The sequence below is a fragment of the Diaphorobacter sp. B2A2W2 genome, from assembly GCF_056730635.1.
The window spans coordinates 125,276-150,343 of the sequence record NZ_JBWZOR010000010.1 but is presented as its reverse complement, the minus strand read 5'-3'; the positions used below and the strand labels follow the sequence as shown (position 1 = coordinate 150,343).

The 25,068-nt window shown below is 67.7% G+C and carries 20 protein-coding genes; 8 read left to right on the top strand and 12 right to left on the bottom strand.

From position 1 onward, the window contains the following. The first annotated feature begins 64 nt into the window (after positions 1–64). Entirely contained in the window at positions 65–1,810 is a 1,746-nt protein-coding gene (locus AC1PPL_RS15895; protein ID WP_011804290.1) for a proline--tRNA ligase, read from the top strand. After that, entirely contained in the window at positions 1,807–2,487 is a 681-nt protein-coding gene (locus AC1PPL_RS15890) for a lytic transglycosylase domain-containing protein (RefSeq protein ID WP_041835899.1), read from the top strand. The genes AC1PPL_RS15895 and AC1PPL_RS15890 overlap by 4 nt, the downstream gene beginning before the upstream one ends. Positions 2,488–2,572: 85 nt before the next feature. On the opposite strand, the gene paeA is transcribed toward AC1PPL_RS15890, so the two are convergent. From paeA to hemA, 5 genes are all read right to left on the bottom strand, one after another. Beyond that, a complete protein-coding gene (paeA, locus tag AC1PPL_RS15885; protein ID WP_047349970.1) occupies positions 2,573–3,889 on the bottom strand; it encodes a polyamine export protein PaeA in 1,317 nt (438 codons plus the stop codon). A 178-nt stretch (positions 3,890–4,067) separates the two neighbouring features. Then, positions 4,068–4,397, bottom strand: coding sequence for a Grx4 family monothiol glutaredoxin (grxD, locus tag AC1PPL_RS15880; RefSeq protein ID WP_011804293.1), 330 nt, complete (start codon positions 4,395–4,397; stop codon positions 4,068–4,070). Between the two features lie 54 nt (positions 4,398–4,451). After that, positions 4,452–5,294, bottom strand: a complete 843-nt coding sequence (prmC, locus tag AC1PPL_RS15875) for a peptide chain release factor N(5)-glutamine methyltransferase (protein WP_479973681.1) — start codon at positions 5,292–5,294, stop codon at positions 4,452–4,454. A 57-nt stretch (positions 5,295–5,351) separates the two neighbouring features. Further along, on the bottom strand, positions 5,352–6,455 hold the full coding sequence (prfA, locus tag AC1PPL_RS15870; RefSeq protein WP_012655760.1) for a peptide chain release factor 1: 1,104 nt from the start codon (positions 6,453–6,455) through the stop codon (positions 5,352–5,354). 112 nt (positions 6,456–6,567) lie between these two features. Further along, positions 6,568–7,878, bottom strand: coding sequence for a glutamyl-tRNA reductase (gene hemA / locus AC1PPL_RS15865; protein WP_479973680.1), 1,311 nt, complete (start codon positions 7,876–7,878; stop codon positions 6,568–6,570). A 74-nt stretch (positions 7,879–7,952) separates the two neighbouring features. On the opposite strand from hemA, the gene AC1PPL_RS15860 reads away from it, so the two are divergent. Next, positions 7,953–8,231, top strand: coding sequence for a hypothetical protein (locus tag AC1PPL_RS15860; RefSeq protein ID WP_012655762.1), 279 nt, complete (start codon positions 7,953–7,955; stop codon positions 8,229–8,231). Position 8,232: 1 nt separating this feature from the next. On the opposite strand, the gene AC1PPL_RS15855 is transcribed toward AC1PPL_RS15860, so the two are convergent. Then, the gene (locus AC1PPL_RS15855) at positions 8,233–9,135 is read right to left on the bottom strand and encodes a LysR substrate-binding domain-containing protein (RefSeq protein ID WP_479973679.1); all 903 of its coding nucleotides are present in this window, start codon (positions 9,133–9,135) and stop codon (positions 8,233–8,235) included. 117 nt (positions 9,136–9,252) lie between these two features. On the opposite strand from AC1PPL_RS15855, the gene AC1PPL_RS15850 reads away from it, so the two are divergent. Continuing rightward, positions 9,253–10,239 carry a tripartite tricarboxylate transporter substrate binding protein BugE gene (locus AC1PPL_RS15850; protein ID WP_479973678.1) on the top strand — a complete coding sequence of 329 codons (987 nt, stop codon included), beginning with the start codon at positions 9,253–9,255 and terminating at the stop codon, positions 10,237–10,239. Between the two features lie 10 nt (positions 10,240–10,249). Further along, complete coding sequence (locus tag AC1PPL_RS15845) at positions 10,250–11,143, top strand: N-formylglutamate amidohydrolase (protein WP_479973677.1); 894 nt, start codon at positions 10,250–10,252, stop codon at positions 11,141–11,143. A gap of 72 nt (positions 11,144–11,215) precedes the next feature. Here the strand turns inward: AC1PPL_RS15845 and AC1PPL_RS15840 are convergent, their stop codons facing one another. The 6 genes from AC1PPL_RS15840 to ugpB form a co-directional block, all read right to left on the bottom strand. After that, the gene (locus tag AC1PPL_RS15840; RefSeq protein ID WP_312301187.1) at positions 11,216–13,738 is read right to left on the bottom strand and encodes a DUF3772 domain-containing protein; all 2,523 of its coding nucleotides are present in this window, start codon (positions 13,736–13,738) and stop codon (positions 11,216–11,218) included. A gap of 98 nt (positions 13,739–13,836) precedes the next feature. Further along, positions 13,837–14,586, bottom strand: a complete 750-nt coding sequence (ugpQ, locus tag AC1PPL_RS15835) for a glycerophosphodiester phosphodiesterase (RefSeq protein WP_287743320.1) — start codon at positions 14,584–14,586, stop codon at positions 13,837–13,839. A 25-nt stretch (positions 14,587–14,611) separates the two neighbouring features. Next, positions 14,612–15,619 (bottom strand): sn-glycerol-3-phosphate import ATP-binding protein UgpC, encoded by a 1,008-nt coding sequence (locus AC1PPL_RS15830; RefSeq protein ID WP_012655768.1) that lies wholly within the window; start codon positions 15,617–15,619, stop codon positions 14,612–14,614. 63 nt (positions 15,620–15,682) lie between these two features. Beyond that, on the bottom strand, positions 15,683–16,531 hold the full coding sequence (ugpE, locus tag AC1PPL_RS15825) for a sn-glycerol-3-phosphate ABC transporter permease UgpE (protein ID WP_287743323.1): 849 nt from the start codon (positions 16,529–16,531) through the stop codon (positions 15,683–15,685). 2 nt (positions 16,532–16,533) lie between these two features. Next, a complete protein-coding gene (gene ugpA / locus AC1PPL_RS15820; RefSeq protein ID WP_012655769.1) occupies positions 16,534–17,415 on the bottom strand; it encodes a sn-glycerol-3-phosphate ABC transporter permease UgpA in 882 nt (293 codons plus the stop codon). Positions 17,416–17,545: 130 nt separating this feature from the next. Then, a complete protein-coding gene (ugpB, locus tag AC1PPL_RS15815; RefSeq protein ID WP_287743326.1) occupies positions 17,546–18,859 on the bottom strand; it encodes a sn-glycerol-3-phosphate ABC transporter substrate-binding protein UgpB in 1,314 nt (437 codons plus the stop codon). Positions 18,860–19,170: 311 nt separating this feature from the next. Between ugpB and serA the strand changes: the two genes are divergently transcribed. The 3 genes from serA to AC1PPL_RS15800 all read left to right on the top strand — a co-directional run bounded on the left by serA (position 19,171) and on the right by AC1PPL_RS15800 (position 25,004). Further along, positions 19,171–20,400 carry a phosphoglycerate dehydrogenase gene (serA, locus tag AC1PPL_RS15810; protein WP_041835901.1) on the top strand — a complete coding sequence of 410 codons (1,230 nt, stop codon included), beginning with the start codon at positions 19,171–19,173 and terminating at the stop codon, positions 20,398–20,400. A 192-nt stretch (positions 20,401–20,592) separates the two neighbouring features. Then, complete coding sequence (locus tag AC1PPL_RS15805) at positions 20,593–24,516, top strand: DUF3683 domain-containing protein (RefSeq protein WP_479973676.1); 3,924 nt, start codon at positions 20,593–20,595, stop codon at positions 24,514–24,516. Then, on the top strand, positions 24,513–25,004 hold the full coding sequence (locus AC1PPL_RS15800; protein ID WP_287953281.1) for an HIT family protein: 492 nt from the start codon (positions 24,513–24,515) through the stop codon (positions 25,002–25,004). Before AC1PPL_RS15805 ends, AC1PPL_RS15800 begins: the two co-directional genes overlap by 4 nt. Positions 25,005–25,068 lie beyond the last annotated feature (64 nt).

The following is a 25,068-nucleotide window of genomic DNA, read 5'->3' as shown; positions in this document are numbered from 1 at the left end:
CGGTCATTATGCACGCTACCTCGCGTGCGGCAAGCGCACCCGCCCCAGTTGTCAAGCCCGTTCGATGAAAGCTTCCCAATTTTTCATTTCCACCTTGAAAGAGGCGCCTGCCGACGCCGAGGTTGTCAGTCACCAACTCATGATGCGCGCAGGCCTCATCAAGAAGTTGGGTGCCGGGATTTACAACTACATGCCCATGGGCCTGCGCGTGATCCGCAAGGTGGAAGCCATCGTGCGCGAGGAGATGAACCGCGCCGGTGCCGTGGAATGCACCATGCCCGTGGTGCAGCCCGCCGAGCTGTGGCAGGAGACCGGGCGCTTCGACAAGATGGGCCCCGAGTTGCTGCGTATTCACGACCGCCATGGGCGTGACTTCGTGATCCAGCCCACCAGCGAGGAAGTGGTCACTGACATCGCACGCCAGGAACTGCGTAGCTACAAGCAGCTGCCCAAGAACCTCTACCAGATCCAGACCAAGTTCCGCGACGAACGCCGCCCGCGCTTCGGGCTGATGCGCGGGCGCGAATTCATCATGAAGGACGCCTACAGCTTCGACCGGGACCAGGCCGGCGCCAAGGCGAGCTACCAGGTGATGGCGCAGGCCTATCGCCGCATCTTCGACCGCTTCGGCCTGCGCTACCGCGCCGTGGCGGCGGATTCGGGCGCCATCGGCGGCGACTTGAGCGAAGAGTTCCAGGTGATCGCCGCCACGGGTGAGGACGCGATCGTCTACTGCCCCGCCAGCGATTACGCGGCCAACATGGAAAAGGCCGAAGCGCTGGCCCCCGCGGGCGCGCGTCCCGCGGCCAAGCAGCCGCTGACGGTGACACCCACGCCTGGCAAGAGCACCTGCGCGGACGTGGCCGAACTGCTGAGCGTGCCGCTGAGCACTACGGTGAAATCGCTGGTGCTGGCCACGGACGAAACCGATGCGGCGGGCGAGATCATCCGCAGCCAGGTCTGGCTGCTGCTGCTGCGCGGCGACCACGACATGAACGAGATCAAGGTGGCCAAGGTGCCGGGCCTGGACGCGGGTTTCCGCTTTGCCACCGTGGCCGAGATCGCGGACCACTTTGGCTGCAAGCCGGGCTACCTGGGCCCGCTGAACCTGCAGAAGCCGGTGAAGCTGGTGGTGGACCGCGACGTGGCCGTGATGGCCGACTGGATCTGCGGAGCCAACCAGGAAGGTCACCACATCACCGGCGTGAACTGGGGCCGCGACCTGCCGGAGCCCGACATGGTGGCCGACCTGCGCAATGTGGTGGCTGGCGACCTGTCGCCGGACGGCCAGGGGGAACTTGCCATCGAGCGCGGCATCGAAGTCGGCCACGTGTTCTACCTCGGCACCAAGTATTCCAAAGCCATGAATGCCACCTTCCTCGGCGAAGACGGCAAGCCCGCCTTCTTCGAGATGGGCTGCTACGGCATTGGCGTCACGCGCCTGCCGGCAGCGGCCATTGAGCAGAACCATGACGAGCGCGGCATCATCTGGCCCGACGCCATCGCCCCGTTCACCGTGGTCATCTGCCCCGTGGGCATGGACCGCAGCGAAGCCGTCAAGGCACAGGCCGAGTCGCTGTACGCCGACCTGCTAGCCGCCGGTGTGGACGTGATCCTGGACGACCGCGGCGAGCGCCCGGGCGCCATGTTTGCCGATTGGGAATTGATCGGCGTGCCCCATCGCGTGACCATTGGCGACAAGAGCCTCAAGGAAGGGCAGGTCGAATACCAGCACCGCCGCGATGCATCTGCCACCAAAGTGGGCGTGGCGGACATCCTGGCGCATGTGAAGGAACGGCTGGCAGCATGAACGCGGCGGGAGGTGGTCCAATGAGCGACGAACGGCAGGGCCGGCTGTCGCGCCGCGCCTGCCTGGCTTCGCTGGCGGCGGGGCCGGCTGCATGGCTGGGCGTGGCTGCACCTGCGCATGCGGGGAGCCAGCTGGAGGAGCCGTTGATCGATTCCGTGCGCACCGCGCTCAGCTCCGCCGTGGCAGACCTGGCACCGCCCGAGCCGCTATTTGCCTCCACCGAGGCACGTCTGCTGTATCTGCGCTGGCTTGGCACCATGAGCGACCGCCTGCGCCGGCGCAAGCCCGAATGGGAAGTGCGCCGCGACTTCCTGCAGACGGTGTGGTACGAGTCCAAGCGCTCGGGGCTGGATGTGTCCCTGGTCATGGGTCTGATCCAGGTGGAGAGCGCATTTCGCAAGTTCGCCGTCTCTCCGGTGGGCGCGCGCGGCTATATGCAGGTGATGCCATTCTGGACCCGCGTGATCGGTGACGGCGACCCGGGCAAGCTGTTCCACATGCAGACCAACCTGCGCTTTGGCTGCGTGATCCTGCGCCACTACCTCGACCGCGAGCGGGGCGACCTGTACATGGCGCTGGGCCGCTACAACGGCAGCCGGGGCAAGGCGCCGTATCCGAGCGCTGTGTTCGCAGCGCAGCGCAACTGGTTCTTCCAGGAGCGTACTTCGGACGCCTGATCTGCCGTCGGCCAGCGGGCCATACCACGTCTTGCGGATGGCCACACACGCCGGCTGGTGCTGCCCTTGTCAGCAGTGCCGCCCCTTATTCAACGGGCAGCACTGGTTTGGACGCGCCTTCCAGCCTTGACACCATCACCTGGTCGATGCGATAGCTGTCCACGTCCAGCACTTCGAACTTGTAGCCCCCGAAGGTCACGCTGTCGGTGCGGCGCGGCACCCGGCGCAGCATCACCATCAGAAAGCCCGCCAGGGTCTCGTACTCATCGGCGTGCGGCAGCTCGTCCAGGCCCAGGGCGTGCAGCACGTCGGACACGGGAGTGGTGCCATCGATGAGCCAGGAATTCTCGTCGCGACGCACGATCTGCTCCTCATCCGCCGGGCCCACCAGGTCACCCATCACCGTGCTCATCACATCGTTGAGTGTGACCACGCCCACGACCAGGCTGTATTCGTTGACGATGACGGCGAAGTCCTCATGCACCTGGCGGAACTGCTCCAGCACTTCGGCCAGCGACAGCCGGTCCGGCACGATGAGCACCTTGCGTACCAGGCCTTCGTCGGCCAGCGAGATGGGCTGGTTGTTCAGCACGCGCTGGAACAGGTCCTTGGCGTCCACGTAGCCGACCACGTGGTCGATGTCGCCTTCGCACACGGGGTAGGTGGAAAACGGCTCGGCCGCAATGCGCGCGCGGATCACCGTGTCGGGATCGTCGCGCAGGAAGTAGGCCACGCGGTCGCGCGGCGACATGCTGCTCGCCACACTGCGCGTGTCCAGCTCGAACACGTTCTCGATCACCTGCTGCTCGCGCGCGGCCAGCACACCGGCGCGTGCGCCAGCTTCCATCATGGCCAGGATGTCATCGGAGGTGACGCGGTCGTCGCGCAGCGCGTTCATGCCCAGCACGCGGAACAGCAGGTCCGCGCAGCGGCTGTACAGCCACACCACGGGCCGCAACAGCGCCATGGTGGCCTGCATGGGCGCCACCACGCGCAGCGCCAGGCGCTCGGGCTCCGCCATGCCCATGCGCTTGGGGAACAGGTCGGCAAACAGGATGAACAGCGACGTGATGACGGTGAATGACAGCAGGAAACCCGCCGTCTGCGCATGCGATGCGCCCAGCCACATACCGAAGAAGCCGGAGAAGTGCGGGCTCAAGGTGCCTTCGCCCACGATGCCGCCCAGCACGGCCACGGCGTTCTGACCGATCTGCACGGCGGTGAAATAGTCGCCCGGGTTTTCCTGCAGCCGCAGCACGCGGTCGGCGCGGTGGTCTCCCTCGTCGGCCAGCTGGCGCAGCCGCAGGCGGCGCGATGCCGCAAGGGAAATCTCGGCCAGCGAGAAGAAGGCACTGGCCCCGATGAGGGCGGTGATGACGATCAGGCTTTCGGACAAAGGCATGGAGCGAGGATGCAATGCCGCGCGCCTGTCGTGCAGCGGGGTGTGCCAAGCACGCAGACACGGGGCCAGGTGCCGCCAAGTGTAGCGGGCCCGCGTGGCGGGGCGCCGCGCGCGCCGGCGGACATAAAAAAACCGCCCGGTGTGGGCGGTTGGTCCATTGGCGGCAGGACGCGGCGCTTCAGGCGGCGTCGCCGGTGCCCAGCACCTGCTGCAGTTCGCCGGATTCGTACATCTCCATCATGATGTCCGAGCCACCGATGAACTCGCCCTTCACGTAGAGCTGGGGGATGGTGGGCCAGTGGCTGTAGTCCTTGATGCCCTGGCGGATTTCCTGGTCGTCCAGCACGTTCACGGTGGCGATATTCTTGGGGTCCACGCCGCAGGCCTTGAGGATCTGCACGGCGCGGCCCGAGAAGCCGCACATCGGAAAGCTGGCGTTGCCTTTCATGAACAGCAGAATGTCGTTGGTCTTGACCAGTTGGTCGATGCGTTGCTGGACGTCGCTCATGGGGTTCTCCTGAAGGGGGGCGCCCTGGGGCAGGGCGGCGATGGGGGGATTATTTCACTGCGGGGCGCCGCCGGGCATTGACCCGCCGGAGCATCGGGCTATGCCGGCCAGATCGTGGCGGCTTTGCACCTGGTCAAAGCCTGCGTCGCGCAGCAGTGTTTGCACGGCCTCGGCCTGGTCCCACCCATGCTCCAGCAGCAGCCAGCCGCCGGGCGCCAGCCGCGCGGGCGCCTGCGCCACGATGGTGCGGATGTCCTCCAGGCCGTCGGCGCCGCTGGCCAGCGCGGACAGCGGCTCATGGGTGAGCGCGGCCAGGTGCGGGTCCTGCGCGGGGATGTAGGGCGGGTTGCTCACGATGGCATCGAACGGACCATCCACCCCATGCAGCCAGTTGCCTTGGATGAAGCGCACGGGCAGGCCCAACTGCCCGGCATTGGCGCGGGCGACGGCCAGCGCGCCGGCGCTGGCGTCCACGGCCAGCACCTGGGCATCGGGGCGCTCATGCTGCAGGGCCAGGGCGATGGCCCCGCTGCCCGTGCCCAGATCGGCCACGCGGGGCGCGGCGCGGGTGGCCAGCACCTCCAGCGCCCACGCCACCAGTGTCTCGGTGTCCGGGCGCGGGTCCAGCACGCGCGCGTCCACGGACAGCGGCAGGCCCCAGAACTCTTTGCGCCCAAGAAGGTAGGCCACCGGTTCTCCCTTGGCCCGGCGCGCGCACAGCGCGGCGTACTGTTCCATGACCGCCGCGGGTAGCGTGTCGCCGTCGTGCGCCAGCAGCCAGGCGCGGTCGGTCGGCGCACGCCCCAGCACATGCAGCAGCAGCATCTGCGCGTCGATGCGCCCCAGCCCTGCGGCTTGGGCCTGGGCCAACGCCTGGGCCAGCGTGATTGAAGGCATGGGTGCTTCTCTATGGATAGCTGTTGGCGCTTGCTGTGTGGGCGCTAGAGGCCAAAATCACTCCAAACCCAGTTCGGCCAGCAGCTCGGCCTCGCGCGCATGCTGCAGGGCCTGCAGCACCTCGCCCAGGTCACCTTCCATGATGGCCAGCAGCTTGTACAGCGTGAGGTTGATGCGGTGGTCGGTGAGGCGCCCCTGCGGAAAGTTGTAGGTGCGGATGCGGTCGCTGCGGTCGCCGCTGCCGATCAGCCCCTTGCGCAGCGCGGCCTCCTTGGCTGCGCGCTCGCTGCGCTCTTTCTCCTGGATGCGCGCCTGCAGCACCTGCAGCGCCTTGGCCTTGTTGCTGTGCTGGCTGCGCCCGTCCTGGCATTCGGCGACGATGCCGGTGGGCAAGTGCACCACGCGCACGGCCGAGTCGGTCTTGTTGATGTGCTGGCCGCCCGCGCCGCTGGCGCGGAAGGTGTCGATGCGCAGGTCCGCCGGGTTCAGCGTGATGGCCTGGTGCTCGTCGGGCTCGGGCATCACCGCCACGGTGCAGGCGCTGGTGTGGATGCGGCCTTGGGTCTCGGTGGCGGGCACGCGCTGCACGCGGTGGCCTCCGGATTCGAACTTGAGTGCGCCGTACACACCGCTACCGGAGGGGCCCGTCCCGGGCTGGCCCTCGATGCGCAGCACCACTTCCTTGTAGCCCCCGATCTCGCTCTCGTTGGCACTCATGACCTCGACTTTCCAGCCCACGGTGGCGGCGTAGCGCGTGTACATGCGCGCCAGGTCGCCCGCGAACAGGGCGGATTCGTCGCCGCCCGTGCCGGCGCGGATTTCGATGAAGGCGTTGCGCTCGTCGTCGGGGTCTTTGGGCAGCAGCAGGCGCTGCAGCTCGTCCTCCAACTGCACCAGTTCGGTCTCTGCGGCGTGGATTTCCTCCTGCGCCATCTCGGCCATGTCGGGGTCTTCGAGCATTTCGCGCGCGCCGGCCAGGTCGGCCTCGCGCTGCTGGTAGCGGGCGTAGCGGCCCGCGACCTGGGTGACCTCGGCGTGCTCGCGCGAGATGCTGCGGTACTGCTGCATGTCCGCCATGATGTCTTCGCGCGAGAGCAGGAAGTCGAGTTCCTGCAGGCGTTGCGCGTAGCGTTCCAGCTGGCTGCGGAGAAAGGGTTTCATCAAGGGGTGTGAAGAAGGGTTTTGCTACCAGTCTGGTAGCTGCTTGCGCTTGTCTGGTAAGCGCTGTTGGCCGGTTTGACTTAAGAAGTCAGGGGTGCGCGAGCGAGCGCCGCTACAGCCCGTTTTTGCTGTGCGAGCGCAGGAACAGGCGCGAGACGGCCTGTGCGGTCTGGGCGCGCGCTTCGGCATCGCCCGCGCGCAGCTCGGCCATGGTGCCGTGCAGCATCTTTTGCGTGAGGCCGCGCGACAGCGCCTCAAGCACGGTCTCGATGTCCTCGCCCTTGGCCAGGCGCTTCTTGGCGCGGGCGATCTCCAGGGCGCGCCATTCGTCGGCCTGGGAGTTGAGTTGCTGGATCAGCGGCACCACGCCGCCGTTCTGCGTGGCGGGGCTGCGCAGCTCCATCCAGTGCACGAAGCTCTGCACGCCCGCGTCGATGATGGCCTCGGCCTGCGCCACGGCGGCCTGGCGATGCGCCTGTGCCGTCTGTACCACGCTGGCCAGGTCGTCCACGGTGTACAGGTACACGTCTTCGAGCTGCTTGACCTCGGGCTCGATGTCGCGCGGCACGGCCAGGTCCACCATGAAGATGGGGCGGTGGCGGCGCTTCTTCAGTGCGCGCTCCACGGCGCCCAGGCCAATGATGGGCAGCGTGCTCGCGGTGCAGCTGATGACCGCGTCGAACTCGTGCAGGTGGTCGGGCAGGTCGGCCAGGCGCATGACCTCGCCGCCAAAGCGCGTGGCGAGCTTTTCTCCGCGCTCCAGCGTGCGGTTGGCGATCGTGATCTGCTGGGGCGTCTTGGCCGCGAAGTGCGTGGTGCACAGCTCGATCATCTCGCCCGCGCCCACGAACAGCACGCGGATCTTCGTCAGGTCTTCGAACAACTGGCCGGCCAGCCGCACGGCCGCGGCGGCCATGCTGATGCTGTGTGCGCCGATGTCGGTGCTGGTACGCACTTCCTTGGCCACGGCAAAGCTGCGCTGAAAGAGCTGGTTGAGCGTGGTGCCGAGCGCTCCTGCGCCTTCAGCGGCGCGCACGGCGTCCTTCATCTGGCCGAGGATCTGGGCCTCGCCCAGCACCATGGAATCAAGCCCGCTGGCCACGCGGAAGGCGTGGCGGGCGACGAGGCCGTTTTCCAGGCTGTAGGAGTGCGAACGCAGCAGCGCGGGGCTCACGCCGCCGCTGTGGGCCAGCCAGTCCAGCGTGTGGTCCAGCGCCGGGGCCTCGGCTGCGCAGTAGATCTCGGTGCGGTTGCAGGTGGAGATGATGGCCGTCTCCACGCCCGGGTGGCGGCCCGAGCCGCTGGACAGCGAATCGCGCAGCCCGTGCAGCGTGGGTGCGATCTGGTCCAGGGCGAACGCGAACCGGCCCCGCAGATCGAGCGGAGCGGTGTGGTGGTTGATGCCGAGGGCCCAGACTGCCATGGGGTGGGATTATAAAATCCGCCGCGCACTCAGGCAGGCCACCGCGCCAATGGCTTGATCTGCATCATGACTCCATGGACCTGCTGCTCGCCCTCAACCATCTACTGAACTTCACCGCACCCGCGCTGGCGGTCGCCGTGCTGCTGGTGGCATGCAGCCACGTCTTTATGCGAAAACTGGCCAGAGCGCACGGCTGGATTGCGCCAATAGCTATCAACTTTGTAGTGGGGTGTTGCGTCCTCGTGGCGGGGTTGGTGCTGCTGGGGCGCGACGGCCGCATGGCCACCTACGCTGGCTTGGCGGCGGCCTGCGCCACCAGCCAGTGGCTGCTGCTGCGCGCCTGGCGCGGCTGATTCAACCCCCGCCCTGTCCGCACGCCTGCGCCAGCAGCCAGCCGCGCAGGTCGTCCAGGGCCGGATTGGGCGCGCGCCCCGTCGGAATGCACAGGTGGTAGCCGCGGTCCAGCAGCACGGGGTGGTCGATGGCGATGGCGATGCGCCCGGCGGCCAGCTCCGGCTCCACCAGCGCGCGCTGCACCACCGCCACGCCCAGGCCGGCGATCACCGCCTGCACCAGCAGCGACACCAACTCGAAGTCCGCCGCCGGCGTGAGCGGCCCGTGGACACAGCCCACACCGGCGAACCAGTGCGCCCAGTTGTCCGGGTAATTCGTGTGGAACAGCAGCGGCCGCGCGAGCAGGTCGGCCGGTGCGCGGATGGCCTGGGGCCCCTGCAGATCGGCCGGGCGGCAGATGGGTACCAGCTCGCGCCCCACCAGGTAGTCGGCCGCGATGCCCGCGGGCCAGTCGGTGCGGCCCACGCGGATCCAGGCATCGATCTCAGGTGCGCTCAGAGGGTCGTCGCGCCGGTAGGGTGCGAACGACAGTGCGATGCCGGGGTGGAGCGCGTGGAAATCGGGCAGGCGCGGGATCAGCCAGTGGCTGAACAGCGTGGGTGCCACCGACAGGCGCAACTGGCGCGGGTTGCGCCGCGTGCGCACGGCCAGCGTGGCGGATTCGATGGTGGCGATCGACGGGCCCACGGCCTGCAGGTAGTCGGCCCCCGCGCGCGTGAGCACGCTGCGCCGGCCCTCGCGCGCGAACAGCGCCACGCCCAGGTGTTCCTCCAGCCGGGCGATGGCGCGGCTGATGGCGCCCTGGGTCACGCTGAGTTCATCGGCCGCCTGCGAGAAGCTGCCCAGCCGCGCCGCGACGGCAAAGGCGTGCAGTTCGGGCAGCGACGGCGAGTGGATGCGCATGGGCGGTCGATTGATGAGTGTTGGTAATGGATTGCCGCCATTTTGTCGCTTTTCGTCAACGCGGAGGCGCTCAAGAATGGGGCTGCCCCCATTCATTCAAATACCGAGGAGATCCCCATGGCACTGCGCCGTACCCTGCTGTCCACCCTGGCCGCCTGCGCCGCCGCTGCAGCCTTCACGCCGCTGGCGCACGCCCAGGCGGGCGACTACCCCAACCGCCCCATCAAGCTGATCGTGCCGTTCGCGCCCGGCGGCTCCACCGACATGGTGGCCCGCCTTCTGGCCGACAAGATGGGCCCCATCCTGGGCAAGGCCGTGGTGGTGGACAACAAGGGCGGAGCCGGCGGCTCCATCGGCGCCGACGCCATCGCCAAGGCGGCACCCGACGGCTACACCATCGGCATGGCCACGGTGAGCACGCACGGCGCCAACCCCGCCATCTACGCCAAGCTGCCGTATGACGCGGTGAAGGACTTCGCCCCCATCACCAACGTGATGAGCGTGCCCAGCGTCTTCGTGGTGCACCCCAGCGTGCCCGCCAAGACCATGCAGGAGTTCGTGGCGCTGGCCAAGGCCAACCCCGGCAAGTACACCTTCGCCTCGCCAGGCACGGGCTCGCTGGGGCATGCCAACATCGAGAACTTCATGAACCTGGCGGGCATCGACCTGCTGCACATCCCCTACAAGGGCGCGGGCCAGGCCGCGACCGATGCGCTGGCGGGCCAGGTCAATGCGATGACGGACAACCTGCCCTCCACGCTGGCCAACATCCAGTCGGGCAAGCTGCGCCCGTTGGCCGTGCTGGCCTTGAAGCGCAGCCCCGTGCTGCCCGACGTGCCCACCTACACCGAGCTGGGCTACGCCGGCATGGGTGACGGCGGCTGGTTCGGCCTGGTGGCGCCCGCGGGCACGCCCAAGGAGATCATCGCCAAGCTGAACGCCGCCGCGCACAAGGCCATGGCCCAGCCCGACTACCTGGAGAAGCAAAAGAGCATCTCCGGCGAATCCATGGCCAACACGCCCGCACAGTTTGCCAAGCAGATCGACGCCGCCATCGCGCGCTACACGGCCGTGGCCAAGCGCGCCAACATCAAGCTGGACTGATGGTGCGCCTTTGACAGCGTTGCATGACGACCTGAGCCCCCGGCCGGACACCCCGGTCGAGGTCTGGCAACCCACGGGGCAGCCGCTGCCGCTGGTGTGCGACTCGCCCCACAGCGGCACGGCCTATCCCGAAGACTTCGGCCACGCCGTGCCGCTGGCGCTGCTGCGCCGCGGCGAGGACACGCACGTGCACCGCCTCTGGCATACCGCGCCCGCGCACGGTGCCACGCTGATCGCCGCGACCTTCCCGCGCACCTACATCGACGTGAACCGGGCCGACAACGACCTGGATCCCGCGCAGATCGACGGCGCGTGGCCCGTGCCGCTCGCCCCCGGCCCCAAGACGCGCCAGGGCCTGGGACTGGTCTGGCAGCAGATCAGCAAGGACGGCGTGGCCACGCCGCTGTATGCGCGTGCGCGCACGGTGGCCGAGGTGCAGCGGCGCATCGAGGGCTACTGGCGCCCCTACCATGCGCAGCTGCAGCAGGCGATCGACGCGAGCGTGCAGCGCTTTGGCCGCGTGTGGCACCTGAATTTGCATTCGATGCCCAATGACGTATACCTGCGCCTGGGCCGCACGGACGCGCCGCCGCTGGCCGACTTCGTGCTGGGCGACCGCGACGGCACCACCTGCGCACCCGAGTTCGTGCACCTGATCGCCGAGCAGCTGCGCGGCTTTGGCTACAGCGTGGCGCTGAACGAGCCCTACAAGGGTGTGGAGCTGATCGGCCGCATCGGCCAGCCGCACCTGGGGCGCCACAGCCTGCAGATCGAGATCCGCCGCCCGGTGTACATGGACGAGGACACGCGTGCGCCCAACGCCGGCTTTGCACCGCTGCAGCAGCATCTGGACCAGTTGCTGGGAGTGGTGGCGGGCTATGTGCGTTCGCAGCTGTCGGTTTGAAGCAAAATTGGCCTGTAGCGCTTGTCTGATAAGCGCTAACAGCTATTGAAACAGGAGCGAATCGGGTTCCGTTCAGACGCGCTCCGACAGCGGCGGCGCCTCCTGGGCGGCGTCGCGCGGCGCCTGCGCCACCGAGGTGGTGGCTGGAGGCGACAGCGATAGGCCCGCATCGCGCAGCGCCTCCAAAATGGCGAACAGCACGTCGCTGCGCACGCCTCCCGCGTTGCGCGGGCTGCTCACGTAGCCGATCGCCAGGAAGGTGAGCGTGCCGCTCTGGATGCCTTCCAGCGTCACCGATGGCGCGGGGCTCTCCAGGATGTCCTCGTGCGCATGAAAGGCCTGTAGGATCAGCTCGCGCATGCGCCGCGCGTCGGTGTCCAGCGGTGCGGGCAGGCGCAGCAGCACCCGGCCCTGGGCGCTGCCCAGCGTCATGTTGCGCACGGTCTTGGTGATGAATTCCGAGTTGGGCACGATCACCGTGGAGCGGTCGCCCAGCTGGATCTCGGTGGCGCGCACGTTCACGCGGCGCACGTCGCCCTCGGTGTCGCCCAGCACCACCCAGTCGCCCACCTTCACCGGCCGTTCGGCCAGCAGGATCAGGCCCGAGATGAAGTTCTGCACGATGGCCTGTAGGCCAAAGCCGATACCCACCGACAACGCGCTCGCCACCCAGGCGATGCGCTCCACGCTGATGCCCAGGCCCGCCAGCGCCACAGCGATCACCACCACGCCGCCCACGTAGCCCAGCAGCGTGACGATGGAGCTGCGCATGCCCGGCTCCAGCGATGTGTGGGGGAAGTAGCGGTCGCTGAGCCAGCGCTTGACGATGCGTATCGCCAGGAAGCCCGCACAGATCACCGCCAGCGCCGTGAGCAGTGCCTGGGGCGCCAGCGTGAAGTCGCCGATCTGCAGGCTGTGGTCCAGCTTGCTGCCGCGGCGGAACAGCTCGTCCGGGTTGGTGCCCAGCGGCGCCATCAGCGCGATCGCCATGTAGAAGAACAGCGCCACACGCAGCACGCCGGCCAGCAGCACCGCGGCCTGGTCCAGCAACTGGGCGTCGATGGCCAGCGCGGCGTGGATGCGCGCGCCCAGGCCGCCGTGGGAGGAGAGCAACGCGTCGCACAGGTCGTCCACCAACTGCATCAGCAAATAGGTGGTGGCAAACACCACGCCCGACCACACCATCTGCCGCGCCAGCGTGCCGCCCAGCGCCACGAAGCCCAGCACCACGGCCAGCGCGGCCGCGGCCGCGGCAAGGCCCGCGCTGGCTAGGATCAGCCCCACCCAGAGGGGGCGGCCCGCCTTCTCCGCGGGCGCGGCGTCGGTGGCGCCATCGGCCGCGTCCGCTGCCTGGGGCGTTGCCCGCAGCCGGCCCAGCGCGACGGCTACCGTCACCGACAGCAACACCGCGGACACGGCGTGCACCAGCACTTCGGCCGCCAGGCTGGCGCCCACGATGGCGTTGACCTGTGTGACCAGCCCGCCCAGCGCCGACAGTGCCGCGATCCACCACGGGAAGGGGCTGAGCCGGCGGGCGAGCGCGTCGGAGATGGGCAGCAGCCGCCAGGAACTGCGCCGGCGCGATAGCAGCGCGTGCCCCAGCGTGATGACGAAGGTGGCGTAGGCCGCGGCACGCAGGCTGGCCTGCTGCACCGCGCGCACGTCCTCGTCCAGCACGCCGCCGAGCTTGACCCCGCTCCACGCGAGTTGCAGCGCAGCGCTGACGATCAGCACGTTCGCCACCACCGCCGCCGCCGCCAGCAGCGTGCGCCGCAGCCGGGTGGCCGGCAACCGCGCGGGCAGCGCGCGCACCAGCACACGCTCCGCCAGCCAGGTGCCCCCCACGGCCAGGGCGACGGCCAGGGCCAGGTAACCCAGGAAGGTGCCGCGGCGCGGCGAGTCCAGCGTGGCCTGCACGGCGCGGCGCAGGTTGGCGCCCAGCGCCTGCAGCCGCGCACTGTCGCCGGGCGCGGCGTAGCGCAGGCTGCGCCAGAAGGCGGGGGCCAGTGGCGAATCGACGCGCGTCGTGAGGGCCGCCTGGAACAGCGCGCGCCGCTGGCGCCCGATCTCCGCGCTGCGCTGCTCGGCATCCACGGCCACCAGGCGGGCGAGCTTGAGTTCCGCATCGATCACGCCGCGCTGCTTGTTCAGCGCGGTGCGCTGCTCGGCCACGTCGGGCGCATCCGCAGGTGCGCCCTTTTCGGGCGTGGGGCCCAGGCCTTCCAGGCGGCGGTCCAGGTCCGCCAGGTCGCTGGTGCGCTGGGCGACCACGCGCTCGGCCGCGGTGCCGATGGCGGCCACCTCGGTCAGCAGCTTGCGGCCGTCGTCCTCCTCGCCGAGCTTTGCGGGAATGGCGTCGAGCTGCTTGCGCAGTTCGTCCACCGAGGGCAGGGGGGCGTTGTCCTCACCCAGCGTGTCCACCGCGCTGGCCGCGGTGGAGGCGGGGGCCGCAGCGGGTCGGGTCTGGGCAAGGGCGGGCGTGCCGCCCAGCCACAGGCAGCAGGCCAGTACCAACCACTGCCAAAGGTGGCGTGCGCTCTGCTCGGGGAGACGGCGGCGCAGCGGGCGCGCGCCGGTGCGGGGAAGGCGATGCATGCGCGCATTGTCCGCTGTCGAGCGGCCCCGGCCTTGCCAGACGGCAGCGCGAGCGGCGTGCCCGGCACCGCCCGCCGGCGTGGACGGGTGGCGCCGCGTCAGGCCCCGGCGGGGCTGAACAGGTCCACGCGGTCGGTGATGATGCCGTCGGTGTGCAGCGCCAGCAGCCGCTGGGCGGCCCAGTCGTCGTTCACGGTGTAGCTCAGGGCGCGCATGCCGGCCAGGTGTACCTCGGCCACGGTGGCGGCGCTCCACAGCGCATGGTTGCAGACCACGGCCACGCAGCCCAACTGGCGCGCGGTGTCCAGCCAGCCGTCATGCAGTTGGTCCAGCAGCAGGCCGCGGGGCAGATGCGGCGCGGTCTCGCGCGCGCCGGCCAGCGCCTGCGGTTTGAACGAGGTGAGCAGCGGTGGCACGCTCTGGCCGTGCCACAGGCGTGCCGCCAGCGCGGCCACGGCGCGGCCGGTTTCGGCTTCGGTACCGGGCGTGGGCTTGATCTCGATGTTGAGGAAGTGGCCGTTGGCGATGCACCAGCGCGCCAGGTGCTCCAGCGTGGGCAGCGGCTCGCCCGCGTACGTGCGCGAATGCCAAGCGCCGGCGTCCAGCTGGGCCAGCGTGCCCCAGGGCTGATCGCCAGCGGTGCCGTGGCCGTTGGTGGTGCGCTCCAGCGTGGCGTCGTGCAGCAGGAAGGCCACGCCGTCGCTGCTCAGCTTGGCGTCGCACTCGAACATGCGGTAGCCGTGCTGCGCGCCCAGGCGGAAGGCGGCCAGCGTGTTCTCGGGCGCCAGCTTGCCGGCGCCGCGGTGGGCGATCCAGCGGGGGTAGGGCCAGGCGGAAGGTGTCGTCATGCGCGGTGCTCCAGGCGGTCGGGTGCTACAGGCGCTTGCCGGTGCCGGCATCGAAGGTGTGCAGGCGGTGGGCGCGCGGCGTGACGTGGATGGTGTCGCCCGGCTGTGGCGCGGGGGCGCCTTCCTCGATGCGCACGATGAGCTGTTCGTCGCCCACGCGGCCATACACCAGGCGCTCGGCGCCGAGCAGCTCCACCGTCTCTACCTGCACGGCCCAACCGCCGTCGGCGGTGATGTCCAGGTGCTCGGGGCGGATGCCCAGCGTGGTGCCGGGCTGGGCGCCCGGGGCGTGGTTGAGCAGGTTCATCGGCGGCGAGCCGATGAAGCTGGCCACGAAGGTGGAGGCCGGTGTGTGGTAGACCTCCTCGGGCGTGCCGAACTGCTCCATGTTGCCGGCGTTCATGACGATCATGCGCTGCGCGAGCGTCATGGCCTCCACCTGGTCATGGGTCACGAACAGGCTGGTGATGCCCAGTTCGCGGTGCAGCTTCTGGATTTCGATACGGGTCTGCGCGCGCAGCTTGGCGTCCAGGTTGGACAGCGGCTCGTCGAACAGGAACACCTGGGGCTGGCGTACGATGGCGCGGCCCATGGCCACGCGCTGGCGCTGGCCGCCCGAGAGCTGGCGCGGCTTGCGCTCCAGCAGGTGGCCCAGCTCCAGGATCTTGGCGGCCTTGTCCACGCGCGCCTTGATCTCGTCCTTGGCCACCTTGGCGATCTTCAGGCCGTAGGCCATGTTGTCGAACACGCTCATGTGCGGGTACAGGGCGTAGTTCTGGAACACCATGGCGATGTCGCGCCTGGCGGGCTCCAGGTTGTTGACCACGCGCTCGCCGATGGCGATGGTGCCGCCGGTGATTTCCTCCAGGCCGGCCACCATGCGCAGCAGGGTAGATTTGCCGCAGCCCGAGGGGCCGACGATGACGATGAACTCGCCGTCCCGGATCTCGGCGTTGACGCCGTGGATCACGGGCACGATCTGCTTGCCGCTGCCGTAGTGCTTGACGACGTTGGTGAGGGTAAGGGATGCCATATGTGCTATTTAATCAATAGCTGTTTGCGCTTGAAGGGTGGGCGCTACAGCCGGTTTTGATGTTTATTTCTCGGTGTCGACCAGGCCCTTGACGAACCACTTCTGCATCAGGATCACCACGGCCGTCGGCGGCAGCATGGCAACGATGGCGGTGGCCATCACGATGTTCCAGTCCACGGCGGCCTCGCCGCCGGCCAGCATGCGCTTGATGCCGATCACCACCGGGTACATGTCTTCGGAGGTGGTCATCAGCAGCGGCCACAGGTACTGGTTCCAGCCGTAGATGAACTGGATCACGAACAGCGCCGCGATCGAGGTGCGCGACAGCGGCACCAGCACGTCCTTGAAAAAACGCATGGGCCCGGCGCCGTCGATGCGCGCAGCCTCCACCAGCTCGTCGGGCACTGTCAGGAAGAACTGGCGGAACAGGAATGTGGCGGTGGCCGAGGCGATCAGCGGCAGCGTGAGGCCGGCGTAGCTGTTGAGCAGGCCCAGGTCTGCCACCACCTTGTAGGTGGGCAGGATGCGCACTTCCACCGGCAGCATCAGCGTCACGAAGATGGCCCAGAAGCACAGCATCTTGAACGGGAAGCGGAAGTACACGATGGCGAACGCCGACAGCAGCGAGATGGCGATCTTGCCCACGGTGATGACCATGGCCACCACGAAGCTCACCCACATCATGTGCACCACGTTGGTGTTGGAGCCCAGCTTGCCCGAGCCGAACAGCGCGGCCTGGTAGTTCTCCCACAGATGGCTGCCCGGCAGCAGCGGCATGGGCGACTGCACGATGGCATCCGCCGTGTGGGTGGAGGCCACCAGCGCCAGGTACAGCGGGAAGGCCACGATGGCCACGCCGAGGATCAGCACGGCGTGCGAGATGAAATTGAGCCAGGGGTTACGGTCGATCATGGTCAGTACTGCACTTTCTTCTCGACGTAGCGGAACTGCACCACGGTGAGCGCGATGACGATCAGCATCAGGATCACGGACTGTGCCGCCGAGCCGCCGAGGTCCAGCGCCTTGAAGCCGTCCTGATACACCTTGTAGACGAGGATGGACGTGGACTGCCCCGGCCCGCCCTGCGTGGCCGCGTCGATGATGCCGAAGGTGTCAAAGAAGGCGTACACGATGTTGATCACCAGCAGGAAGAAGGTGGTGGGCGATAAGAGCGGCAGCTGGATGTTCCAGAAGCGCCGCCATGCACCCGCGCCGTCGATGGAGGCCGCCTCGATCAGCGCCTTCGGAATCGACTGCAGGCCCGCCAGGAAGAACAGGAAGTTGTAGGAGATCTGCTTCCACACCGAGGCGATGACGATCAGCGTCATGGCCTGGTTGTCGTTCATCATGTGGTTCCAGCCGTAGCCCAGCTCACCCAGGTAGTAGGTCACCACGCCGATGGAGGGCGAGAACAGGAACACCCACAGCACGCCCGCGATCACCGGGGCCACGGCATAGGGCACGATGAGCAGGGTCTTGTAGACCATGGCAAAGCGCACGATGCGGTCCGCGAAGATGGCCAGCGCCAGCGACACCACGATGCCGATGCCCGCCACCAGCACCGAGAACAGCGCCGTGCGCTGGAAGGATTCCAGATAGGACGGATCGTCGAAAAGCTGCTTGAAATTGTCCAGCCCCACCCACTCGGTGCTCATGCCAAACGCGTCTTCCATCTGGAAGGACTGCAGGATGGCCTGGCCCGCGGGCAGGAAGAAGAAGATGCCGATGATGAGCAACTGCGGGGCGATCAACACCCAGGGCAGCCACGCCGAGCGGAAAAGTACGCGTTTTTCCATGACGTTCACAAACGAGAAAACCGCTGGCGCAAGGCTGCACCAGCGGGAAAAGGAAAAGCGGCCCCCAGGCAGGGGCCGCTGACCGAAGGGGCGTTCATGGGAACGCCTCGCCCGTCACGGATGACAGGGCTTACTTCTTGTACGAGCGCTCGAAGCGCGCCAGCAGTTCGTTGCCGCGGCTCACGATGGAGTCCAGGGCTTCCTTGGCCGTCTTCTTGCCGGCCCAGACCTGCTCGAGTTCTTCGTCCTCGATGGTGCGGATCTGCACGTAGTTGCCCAGGCGGATGCCGCGCGAGTTGTCGGTCACCTTGCGCACCATCTGGTTCACGGCCGTGTCGGTGCCGGGGTGCTTGGCGTAGAAACCGGACTTGTCGGTCAGCTCATACGCGCCCATGGTGATGGGCAGGTAGCCCGTGCGCTGGTGGCTGGCGGCCTGCACCTTGGTGTCGGACAGGAACTCGAAGAACTTGGCCACGCCCTTGTATTCGGCGGGCTTCTTGCCGGCCATGACCCACAGCGATGCGCCGCCGATCACGGTGTTCTGCGGTGCACCCTTCACGTCGGGGTAGTAGGGCAGGGGCGCCAGGCCGTAGGCGAACTTGGCGTTCTTGGCCACGTCGCCGTAGAAGCCCGACGACGTCTGGATCATGGCGCACTCACCCGAGGTGAACGACGCCTGGGCCGCCGAGCCGCGGCCCTTGTAGACGAACTCGCCCGCCTTGGCGGCCTGCGACAGGTTGTCGATGTGGCGCACGTGCAGCGGCGAATTGATCTTCATGCGGGCCTTGTAGCCGTTGGGCGACAGGCCGTTCTTCTCGGTGGCGAACTCCACGTTGTGCCAGGCGGAGAACGATTCGAGCTGCGTCCAGCCCATCCAGGCCAGCGTCATGGGGCAGCTGTGGCCGCTGGCCTTGAGCTTCTTGGCAGCCTCGAACACTTCGGGCCAGGTGGCGGGAGCCTTGTCGGGGTTCAGGCCGGCCTTCTTGAAGGCGTCCTTGTTGTAATAAAAGATGGTTGTGGAGCTGTTGAACGGGAAGCTCAGCATCTGGCCGTTGGGGTCGGTGTAGTACGCAGCCACGGCGGGGATGTACGCGCTCGGGTCGAAGGCGGCGCCCGCGTCCTTCATCACCTTGCCCACGGGTACGGTGGCGCCCTTGCTGGCCATCATCGTGGCCGTACCCACCTCGAACACCTGCAGGACGTGCGGCGCATTGCCCGAGCGGAACGCGGCGATCGCGGCCGTCATGCTTTCGTCATACGACCCCTTGAAGGTAGGGATGACCTTGTACTCCTTCTGGCTCTCGTTGAACTGCTTGGCCAGGTCATTGACCCACTCGTTGTTGACAGCCGTCATGGAGTGCCACCACTGGATCTCTGTTTGAGCTTGTGCGGCCAGGCTGGTGGCGGCCACTGCGGCGGCCAGCGCCAAGTGTTTGATCTGCATGAATACTCCTCGTTGATAGACGATAGGCAGGAAAGCGGCGATGGTGGTCGCGTTCCGTGACAGGAATGTGTCGTTCTCGCACACTGCAAAAAGCGCAGCAACGGGGTAAACCCCGCGGCGCTTGGGTGACGAATTGTGTCACTGGCATGACGATGTTGTGACAAACATCCGGCCGCGCTGGGGGCATGCATGGGCCGCCGCGGGCAATCGCATGGATGCCGACAGGGATTTGTGCATTGCACAATGATCCCCTCTCCTGTCCAGCGGCGCGCGCCGCCTGGGTGTTTTCATTTCCTCTCAATTTGCACGCCATGGCCAAGACTTCCCTGGATAAAAGCAAGATCAAGTTCCTGTTGCTGGAGGGCATCCATCCCTCTGCGGTGGAAGTGTTGCGGTCCGCGGGGTATACGCAGGTCGAGGTGCTGGCCGGGGCGCTGGAGGGCGAGGAACTGCGCCGCAAGATCGCCGACGTGCACTTCATTGGCATCCGCTCGCGCACGCAGCTCACGGCGGACGTGTTCGCGCATGCGCACAAGCTCGTGGCCGTGGGGTGCTTTTGCATCGGCACCAACCAGGTAGACCTGAACGCTGCGCGCGAGCGCGGCATCGCCGTGTTCAATGCGCCGTATTCCAACACCCGCTCGGTGGCCGAGCTGGTGCTGGCCGAGGCCATCCTGCTGCTGCGCGGCGTGCCCGAGAAGAACGCCGCGGCCCACCGCGGCGGCTGGCTCAAGAGCGCCACGAACGCCTACGAGATCCGCGGCAAGACGCTGGGCATCGTGGGCTACGGCTCCATCGGCACCCAGCTGTCGGTGCTGGCCGAGGCGCTGGGCATGCACGTGATCTTCCACGACGTGGTGCACAAGCTGCCGCTGGGCAATGCGCGCCAGGTGGGTTCGCTGCACGAGCTGCTGGGCCAGGCCGACATCGTGACCCTGCACGTGCCTGAGCTGCCTTCCACCCAGTGGATGATTGGCGCCGCCGAGATCGCGGCCATGAAGCCGGGCGGCATCCTTATCAACGCCTCGCGCGGCACGGTGGTGGAGATCGACCCCCTGGCCCAGGCGCTGAAGGGCGGCAATTTGCTGGGCGCGGCCGTGGACGTGTTCCCCGTGGAGCCCAAGAGCAACAAGGACGAGTTCGTCTCGCCGCTGCGCGGGCTGGACAACGCCCTCCTCACGCCCCACATCGGCGGCTCCACCATGGAGGCGCAGGCCAACATCGGCCTGGAGGTGGCGGAAAAGCTCGTCAGGTACAGCGACAACGGCACCAGCACTTCGTCGGTCAACTTCCCCGAGGTGGCGCTGCCCGAGCATGCGGGCAAGCACCGCCTGCTGCACGTGCACCACAACGTGCCGGGCGTGCTCTCGCAGATCAACAGCATCCTGTCGGACAACCACATCAACATCGCGGCGCAGTACCTGCAGACCAACGAGAAGATCGGCTACGTGGTGATCGACCTCGACGCGCGCTCGTCCGACCTGGCGCTGGAGAAGCTGGCCCAGGTGCCCGGCACCATCCGCAGCCGCGTGCTGTATTAAATAGCTATTGTTTTAATAGCTTCTTGCGCTGAATGGACGGGCGCTGGGGCCTGATTTGGCTCTTGCCCGTCCTTGGCCGCCCCGCGCCAGCGGCGGGGCTCTGCGGGCAGGACAGTGCGGTAACGGGCACTGGCTTAAAATCCCGACCCCGAGGCACGAGGGCGCCCTGCACGCCCAACCCAGGTTGATCCCATGAATGTTCCGATTGCGCTGGCCGCCCTGCAGACGCAAGGCGCCGAGCCTGCCCGTTTGCGCGAAATTCCGTACAACTACACCTCGTTTTCCGACCGGGAAATCGTGATCCGCCTGCTGGGCGCCTCCGCCTGGGATGTGCTGGACCAGTTGCGCCGCGAGCGCCGCACGGGCCGATCCGCCCGCATGCTGTATGAGGTGCTGGGCGACATCTGGGCCGTGCAGCGCAACCCCTACCTGCAAGACGACCTGCTGCACAACCCCGCCCGGCGCAAGCTGCTGGTGGATGCGCTGCAGCACCGCATGGCCGAGATCGAAAAGCGCCGCCTGCCGCAGGAAGACGCCGAGCGCGACCGCCGCGTGGGCGTGCTGGTGGACGCAGCGCGCCGGGCCATCGACGAGTTCGACGCCACGCTGGTCGAGGCCAGCGACCTGCGCAAGAAGGTGGCGCGCCGCCTGGGCCGCCACACCGCCAAGGACAACATCAAGTTCGACGGCCTGTCGCGCGTGTCGCACGTGACCGATGCGACCGACTGGCGCGTGGAATACCCGTTCGTGGTGCTCACGCCCGACACCGAGGCCGAGATGGCGCAGCTGGTCAAGGCCTGCATCGAGCTGGAGCTGACCATCATCCCGCGTGGGGGCGGCACCGGCTACACGGGCGGCGCCATTCCGCTCACCTGGCGCAGCGCCGTCATCAACACCGAAAAGCTCGAGGCCATGACCGAGGTGCAGATGCGCCGCCTGCCGGGCCTGGACGCCGAGGTGGCCACCATCTGGACCGAGGCCGGCGTGGTCACCCAGCGCGTGGCCGACGCGGCCGAGGCCGCCGGCTTCGTGTTCGCCGTGGACCCGACCAGCGCCGAGGCTTCGTGCGTCGGCGGCAACATCGCCATGAACGCGGGTGGCAAGAAGGCCGTGCTGTGGGGCACGGCGCTGGACAACCTGGCCAGCTGGCGCATGGTGACGCCTGAAGGGCAGTGGCTGGAGGTCACGCGCATCGGGCACAACCTGGGCAAGATCCACGACGCAGACGTCGCCAGCTTCGAACTGCAGTACTTCCAGGCCGACGGCAAGACGCCGATCCGCACCGAGCGCCTGGACATCCCCGGCAAGACCTTCCGCAAGGAGGGCCTGGGCAAGGACGTGACGGACAAGTTCCTCAGCGGCCTGCCCGGTGTGCAAAAGGAAGGCACCGACGGCCTGATCACTAGTGCGCGCTGGATCGTGCACCGTATGCCCGAGCACACGCGCACCGTGTGCCTGGAGTTCTTTGGCAACGCCAAGGACGCCGTGCCCAGCATCGTGGAGATCAAGGACTTCATGTTCGCTGAGCAAAAGCGCAGCGGCGTGCTGCTGGCGGGCCTGGAGCACCTGGACGACCGCTACCTGCGCGCCGTGGGCTACACCACCAAGTCCAAGCGCGGCGGACTGCCCAAGATGCTGCTGGTGGGCGACATCGTGGGCGACGACCCTGATGCCGTGGCCCGCGCCACCGCCGAGGTGGTGCGCATCGCCAACAGCCGCAGCGGCGAGGGCTTCACGGCGGTGAGCGCCGAGGCCCGCAAGAAGTTCTGGGCCGACCGCAAGAAGACGGCCGCCATCAGCCGCCACACCAACGCCTTCAAGATCAACGAAGACGTGGTGATCCCGCTGCCGCGCATGGCCGAGTACACCGACGGCATCGAGCGCATCAACATCGAACTCAGCCTGCGCAACAAGATCGAGCTGGCCGACGCGCTGGAGGAGTTCCTCGCGCGCGGCAACCTGCCGCTGGGCAAGCCCGAGGCGGGCGGCGAGCCGCCTTCGCCCGAGCTGCTGGAGGAAAAGCTGGCCCTGGCCCTGGCCCTGGTGCGCGAGACGCGCGCGCTCTGGCGGGACTGGCTGCAGCGCGTGGAAGAACTGTTCCCCCAGCTGCAGGACCACCGCCTGCGCGCCAGCTGGAAGACGCAGATCCGCGATCCGCTGCGCAACATCTTCACCGGCAGCGACTTCGAGCCGCTGATGCAGGCGCTGGGCGACGTGCAAAAGCGCGTGCTCAAGGGCCGGGTGTGGGTGGCGCTGCACATGCACGCCGGCGACGGCAACGTGCACACCAACATCCCCGTGCACAGCGACAACTACGCCATGCTGCAGACCGCGCACGAGGCGGTGGCGCGCATCATGGTGCTGGCGCGTAGCCTGGGTGGCGTGATCTCGGGCGAGCACGGCATCGGCATCACCAAGCTGGAGTTTTTGACCGACGAGGAACTGGCGCCGTTCGCCGAGTACAAGCGCAAGGTGGACCCGCAAGGCCGCTTCAACCGCGGCAAGCTGCTACGCAATCAGGAGCTGCTCGCGCAGGACGGGCAAGCACTGCAGGCCCATTTGGCGCATAAAGGCTCGCGCACCTCGCTGATGTTCGCGGACCTGACCAACGCCTACACGCCCAGCTTCGGGCTGATGGGGCACGAGTCGCTGATCATGCAGCAGAGCGACATCGGCGACATCGTTGCCAGCGTGAAGGACTGCCTGCGCTGCGGCAAGTGCAAGCCCGTGTGCTCCACGCACGTGCCGCGTGCCAACCTGCTGTACAGCCCGCGCAACAAGATCCTGGCCACCTCGCTGCTGGCCGAGGCGTTCCTGTACGAAGAGCAGACGCGCCGCGGCGTGTCCATCCGCCACTGGCAGGAATTCGAGGACGTGGCCGACCACTGCACCGTGTGCCACAAGTGCTACTCGCCGTGCCCGGTCAAGATCGACTTCGGCGACGTGACCATGAACATGCGCAACCTGCTGCGCAAGATGGGCAAGAAAAGCTTCCGCCCCGGCAACAAGATGGCCATGGCGATGCTCAACGCCACCAACCCCGACACCATCAAGCTGCTGCGCGCGGGCATGGTCAACGTAGGCTTCAAGGCCCAGCGCATGGCCGTGGACGTGCTGCGCAGCGTGAGCCGCAAGCAGACCGCGCACCCACCCGCCACCGTGGGCACGGCGCCGGTAAAGGAGCAGGTGATCCACTTCGTGAACAAGAAGCTGCCCGGCGGCCTGCCCACCAAGACGGCGCGCGCGCTGCTGGACATCGAGGACAAGGACTACGTGCCCATCATCCGCAACCCGGCCGCCACGTCGGCCGACACGGAGGCGGTGTTCTACTTCCCCGGCTGCGGGTCGGAGCGCCTGTTCAGCCAGGTGGGGCTGGCCACGCAGGCCATGCTCTGGCACGCCGGCGTGCAGACCGTGCTGCCGCCGGGCTACCTGTGCTGCGGGTATCCGCAGCGCGGCAGCGGCCAGTTCGACAAGGCCGAGAAGATGATCACCGACAACCGGGTGCTGTTCCACCGCGTGGCCACCACGCTGAACTACCTGGACATCAAGACCGTGGTGGTCTCGTGCGGCACCTGCTACGACCAGTTGCAGGGCTACCAGTTCGACAAGATCTTCCCCGGCAGCCGCATCATCGACATCCACGAGTACCTGCTGGAAAAGGGCATCACCCTGCCCGCGGGGCAGGGCGGCTACCTGTACCACGAGCCCTGCCACAACCCGATGAAGCAGGGCGACTCGATGAAGACCGTGCGCGCCCTGGTGGGCGACAAGGTGCTCAAGAGCGACCGCTGCTGCGGCGAGTCGGGCACGCTGGGCGTGACGCGCCCCGATGTTTCCACCCAGGTGCGCTTTCGCAAGACCGAGGAAATCCGCAAGGGCGAGGCGGCCTTGCGTTCCAGCGGCGCGGTGGGCGCGCAGGACAACATCAAGATCCTGACCAGCTGCCCCAGCTGCCTGCAGGGCATCTCGCGCTACCAGGACGACCTGTCCACCGGCCTGCTGGAAGCCGATTACATCGTCATCGAGATGGCCAAGCAGATCCTGGGCGAGAACTGGCTGCCCGAGTACGTGCAACGCGCCAACGCCGGCGGCATCGAGCGGGTGCTGGTATGAGCCAGGTCGCCATGCCCGGCATGTCCGCGCCTTCCACGGGTGGCGCTGGCGCGTGCCCCCTGTGTGACTCCGACGCGGGTGCGTTGGTCTGGCGCGGCGCCAAGCTGCGCGTGATCCATGCGCAGGAGGCCGGCTTTCCGGCCTTCTACCGCGTGATCTGGGCGGACCATGTGGCGGAGTTCTCGGACCTCTCCCCCGCCGACCGCCAGCACTGCATGGAGGCCGTGACACTGGTGGAGCAGGCGCTGCGCGAGCAACTGGCGCCGGCCAAGATCAACCTGGCCAGCCTGGGCAACGTGGTGCCGCACCTGCACTGGCACGTGATCGCGCGCTACGAGTGGGACAGCCACTTCCCCGCACCCGTCTGGGCGCACCCCCAGCGCGAGTGCGACACCGCGCGTGAGACGCTGGTGGCCGAGCGCTTGCCCGCCCTGCACGCGCTGATGCGCGAGCGTCTGGAGCGCTGGGCCGACCTGGGTGAGCAGTGATGCTCATCAATTGATAGCTGCCAGCGCTTTCCCCTTGGGCGCTGGGGGCTGATTTGGCTCGCAT

What these genes read in the sequence shown, in the direction of transcription:
- ugpA (WP_012655769.1), bottom strand. Translation starts at nt 17,415, where the DNA reads ATGGAAAAACGCGTACTTTTCCGCTCGGCGTGGCTGCCCTGGGTGTTG.
- prmC (WP_479973681.1), bottom strand. Translation starts at nt 5,294, where the DNA reads ATGCCTTCAATCACGCTGGCCCAGGCGTTGGCCCAGGCCCAAGCCGCA.
- AC1PPL_RS15800 (WP_287953281.1), top strand. Translation starts at nt 24,513, where the DNA reads ATGAGCCAGGTCGCCATGCCCGGCATGTCCGCGCCTTCCACGGGTGGC.
- ugpE (WP_287743323.1), bottom strand. Translation starts at nt 16,531, where the DNA reads ATGATCGACCGTAACCCCTGGCTCAATTTCATCTCGCACGCCGTGCTG.
- AC1PPL_RS15830 (WP_012655768.1), bottom strand. Translation starts at nt 15,619, where the DNA reads ATGGCATCCCTTACCCTCACCAACGTCGTCAAGCACTACGGCAGCGGC.
- AC1PPL_RS15855 (WP_479973679.1), bottom strand. Translation starts at nt 9,135, where the DNA reads ATGCGCATCCACTCGCCGTCGCTGCCCGAACTGCACGCCTTTGCCGTC.
- AC1PPL_RS15895 (WP_011804290.1), top strand. Translation starts at nt 65, where the DNA reads ATGAAAGCTTCCCAATTTTTCATTTCCACCTTGAAAGAGGCGCCTGCC.
- prfA (WP_012655760.1), bottom strand. Translation starts at nt 6,455, where the DNA reads ATGAAACCCTTTCTCCGCAGCCAGCTGGAACGCTACGCGCAACGCCTG.
- AC1PPL_RS15860 (WP_012655762.1), top strand. Translation starts at nt 7,953, where the DNA reads ATGGACCTGCTGCTCGCCCTCAACCATCTACTGAACTTCACCGCACCC.
- ugpB (WP_287743326.1), bottom strand. Translation starts at nt 18,859, where the DNA reads ATGCAGATCAAACACTTGGCGCTGGCCGCCGCAGTGGCCGCCACCAGC.
- AC1PPL_RS15805 (WP_479973676.1), top strand. Translation starts at nt 20,593, where the DNA reads ATGAATGTTCCGATTGCGCTGGCCGCCCTGCAGACGCAAGGCGCCGAG.
- AC1PPL_RS15890 (WP_041835899.1), top strand. Translation starts at nt 1,807, where the DNA reads ATGAACGCGGCGGGAGGTGGTCCAATGAGCGACGAACGGCAGGGCCGG.
- ugpQ (WP_287743320.1), bottom strand. Translation starts at nt 14,586, where the DNA reads ATGACGACACCTTCCGCCTGGCCCTACCCCCGCTGGATCGCCCACCGC.
- serA (WP_041835901.1), top strand. Translation starts at nt 19,171, where the DNA reads ATGGCCAAGACTTCCCTGGATAAAAGCAAGATCAAGTTCCTGTTGCTG.
- paeA (WP_047349970.1), bottom strand. Translation starts at nt 3,889, where the DNA reads ATGCCTTTGTCCGAAAGCCTGATCGTCATCACCGCCCTCATCGGGGCC.
- AC1PPL_RS15840 (WP_312301187.1), bottom strand. Translation starts at nt 13,738, where the DNA reads ATGCATCGCCTTCCCCGCACCGGCGCGCGCCCGCTGCGCCGCCGTCTC.
- hemA (WP_479973680.1), bottom strand. Translation starts at nt 7,878, where the DNA reads ATGGCAGTCTGGGCCCTCGGCATCAACCACCACACCGCTCCGCTCGAT.
- grxD (WP_011804293.1), bottom strand. Translation starts at nt 4,397, where the DNA reads ATGAGCGACGTCCAGCAACGCATCGACCAACTGGTCAAGACCAACGAC.
- AC1PPL_RS15850 (WP_479973678.1), top strand. Translation starts at nt 9,253, where the DNA reads ATGGCACTGCGCCGTACCCTGCTGTCCACCCTGGCCGCCTGCGCCGCC.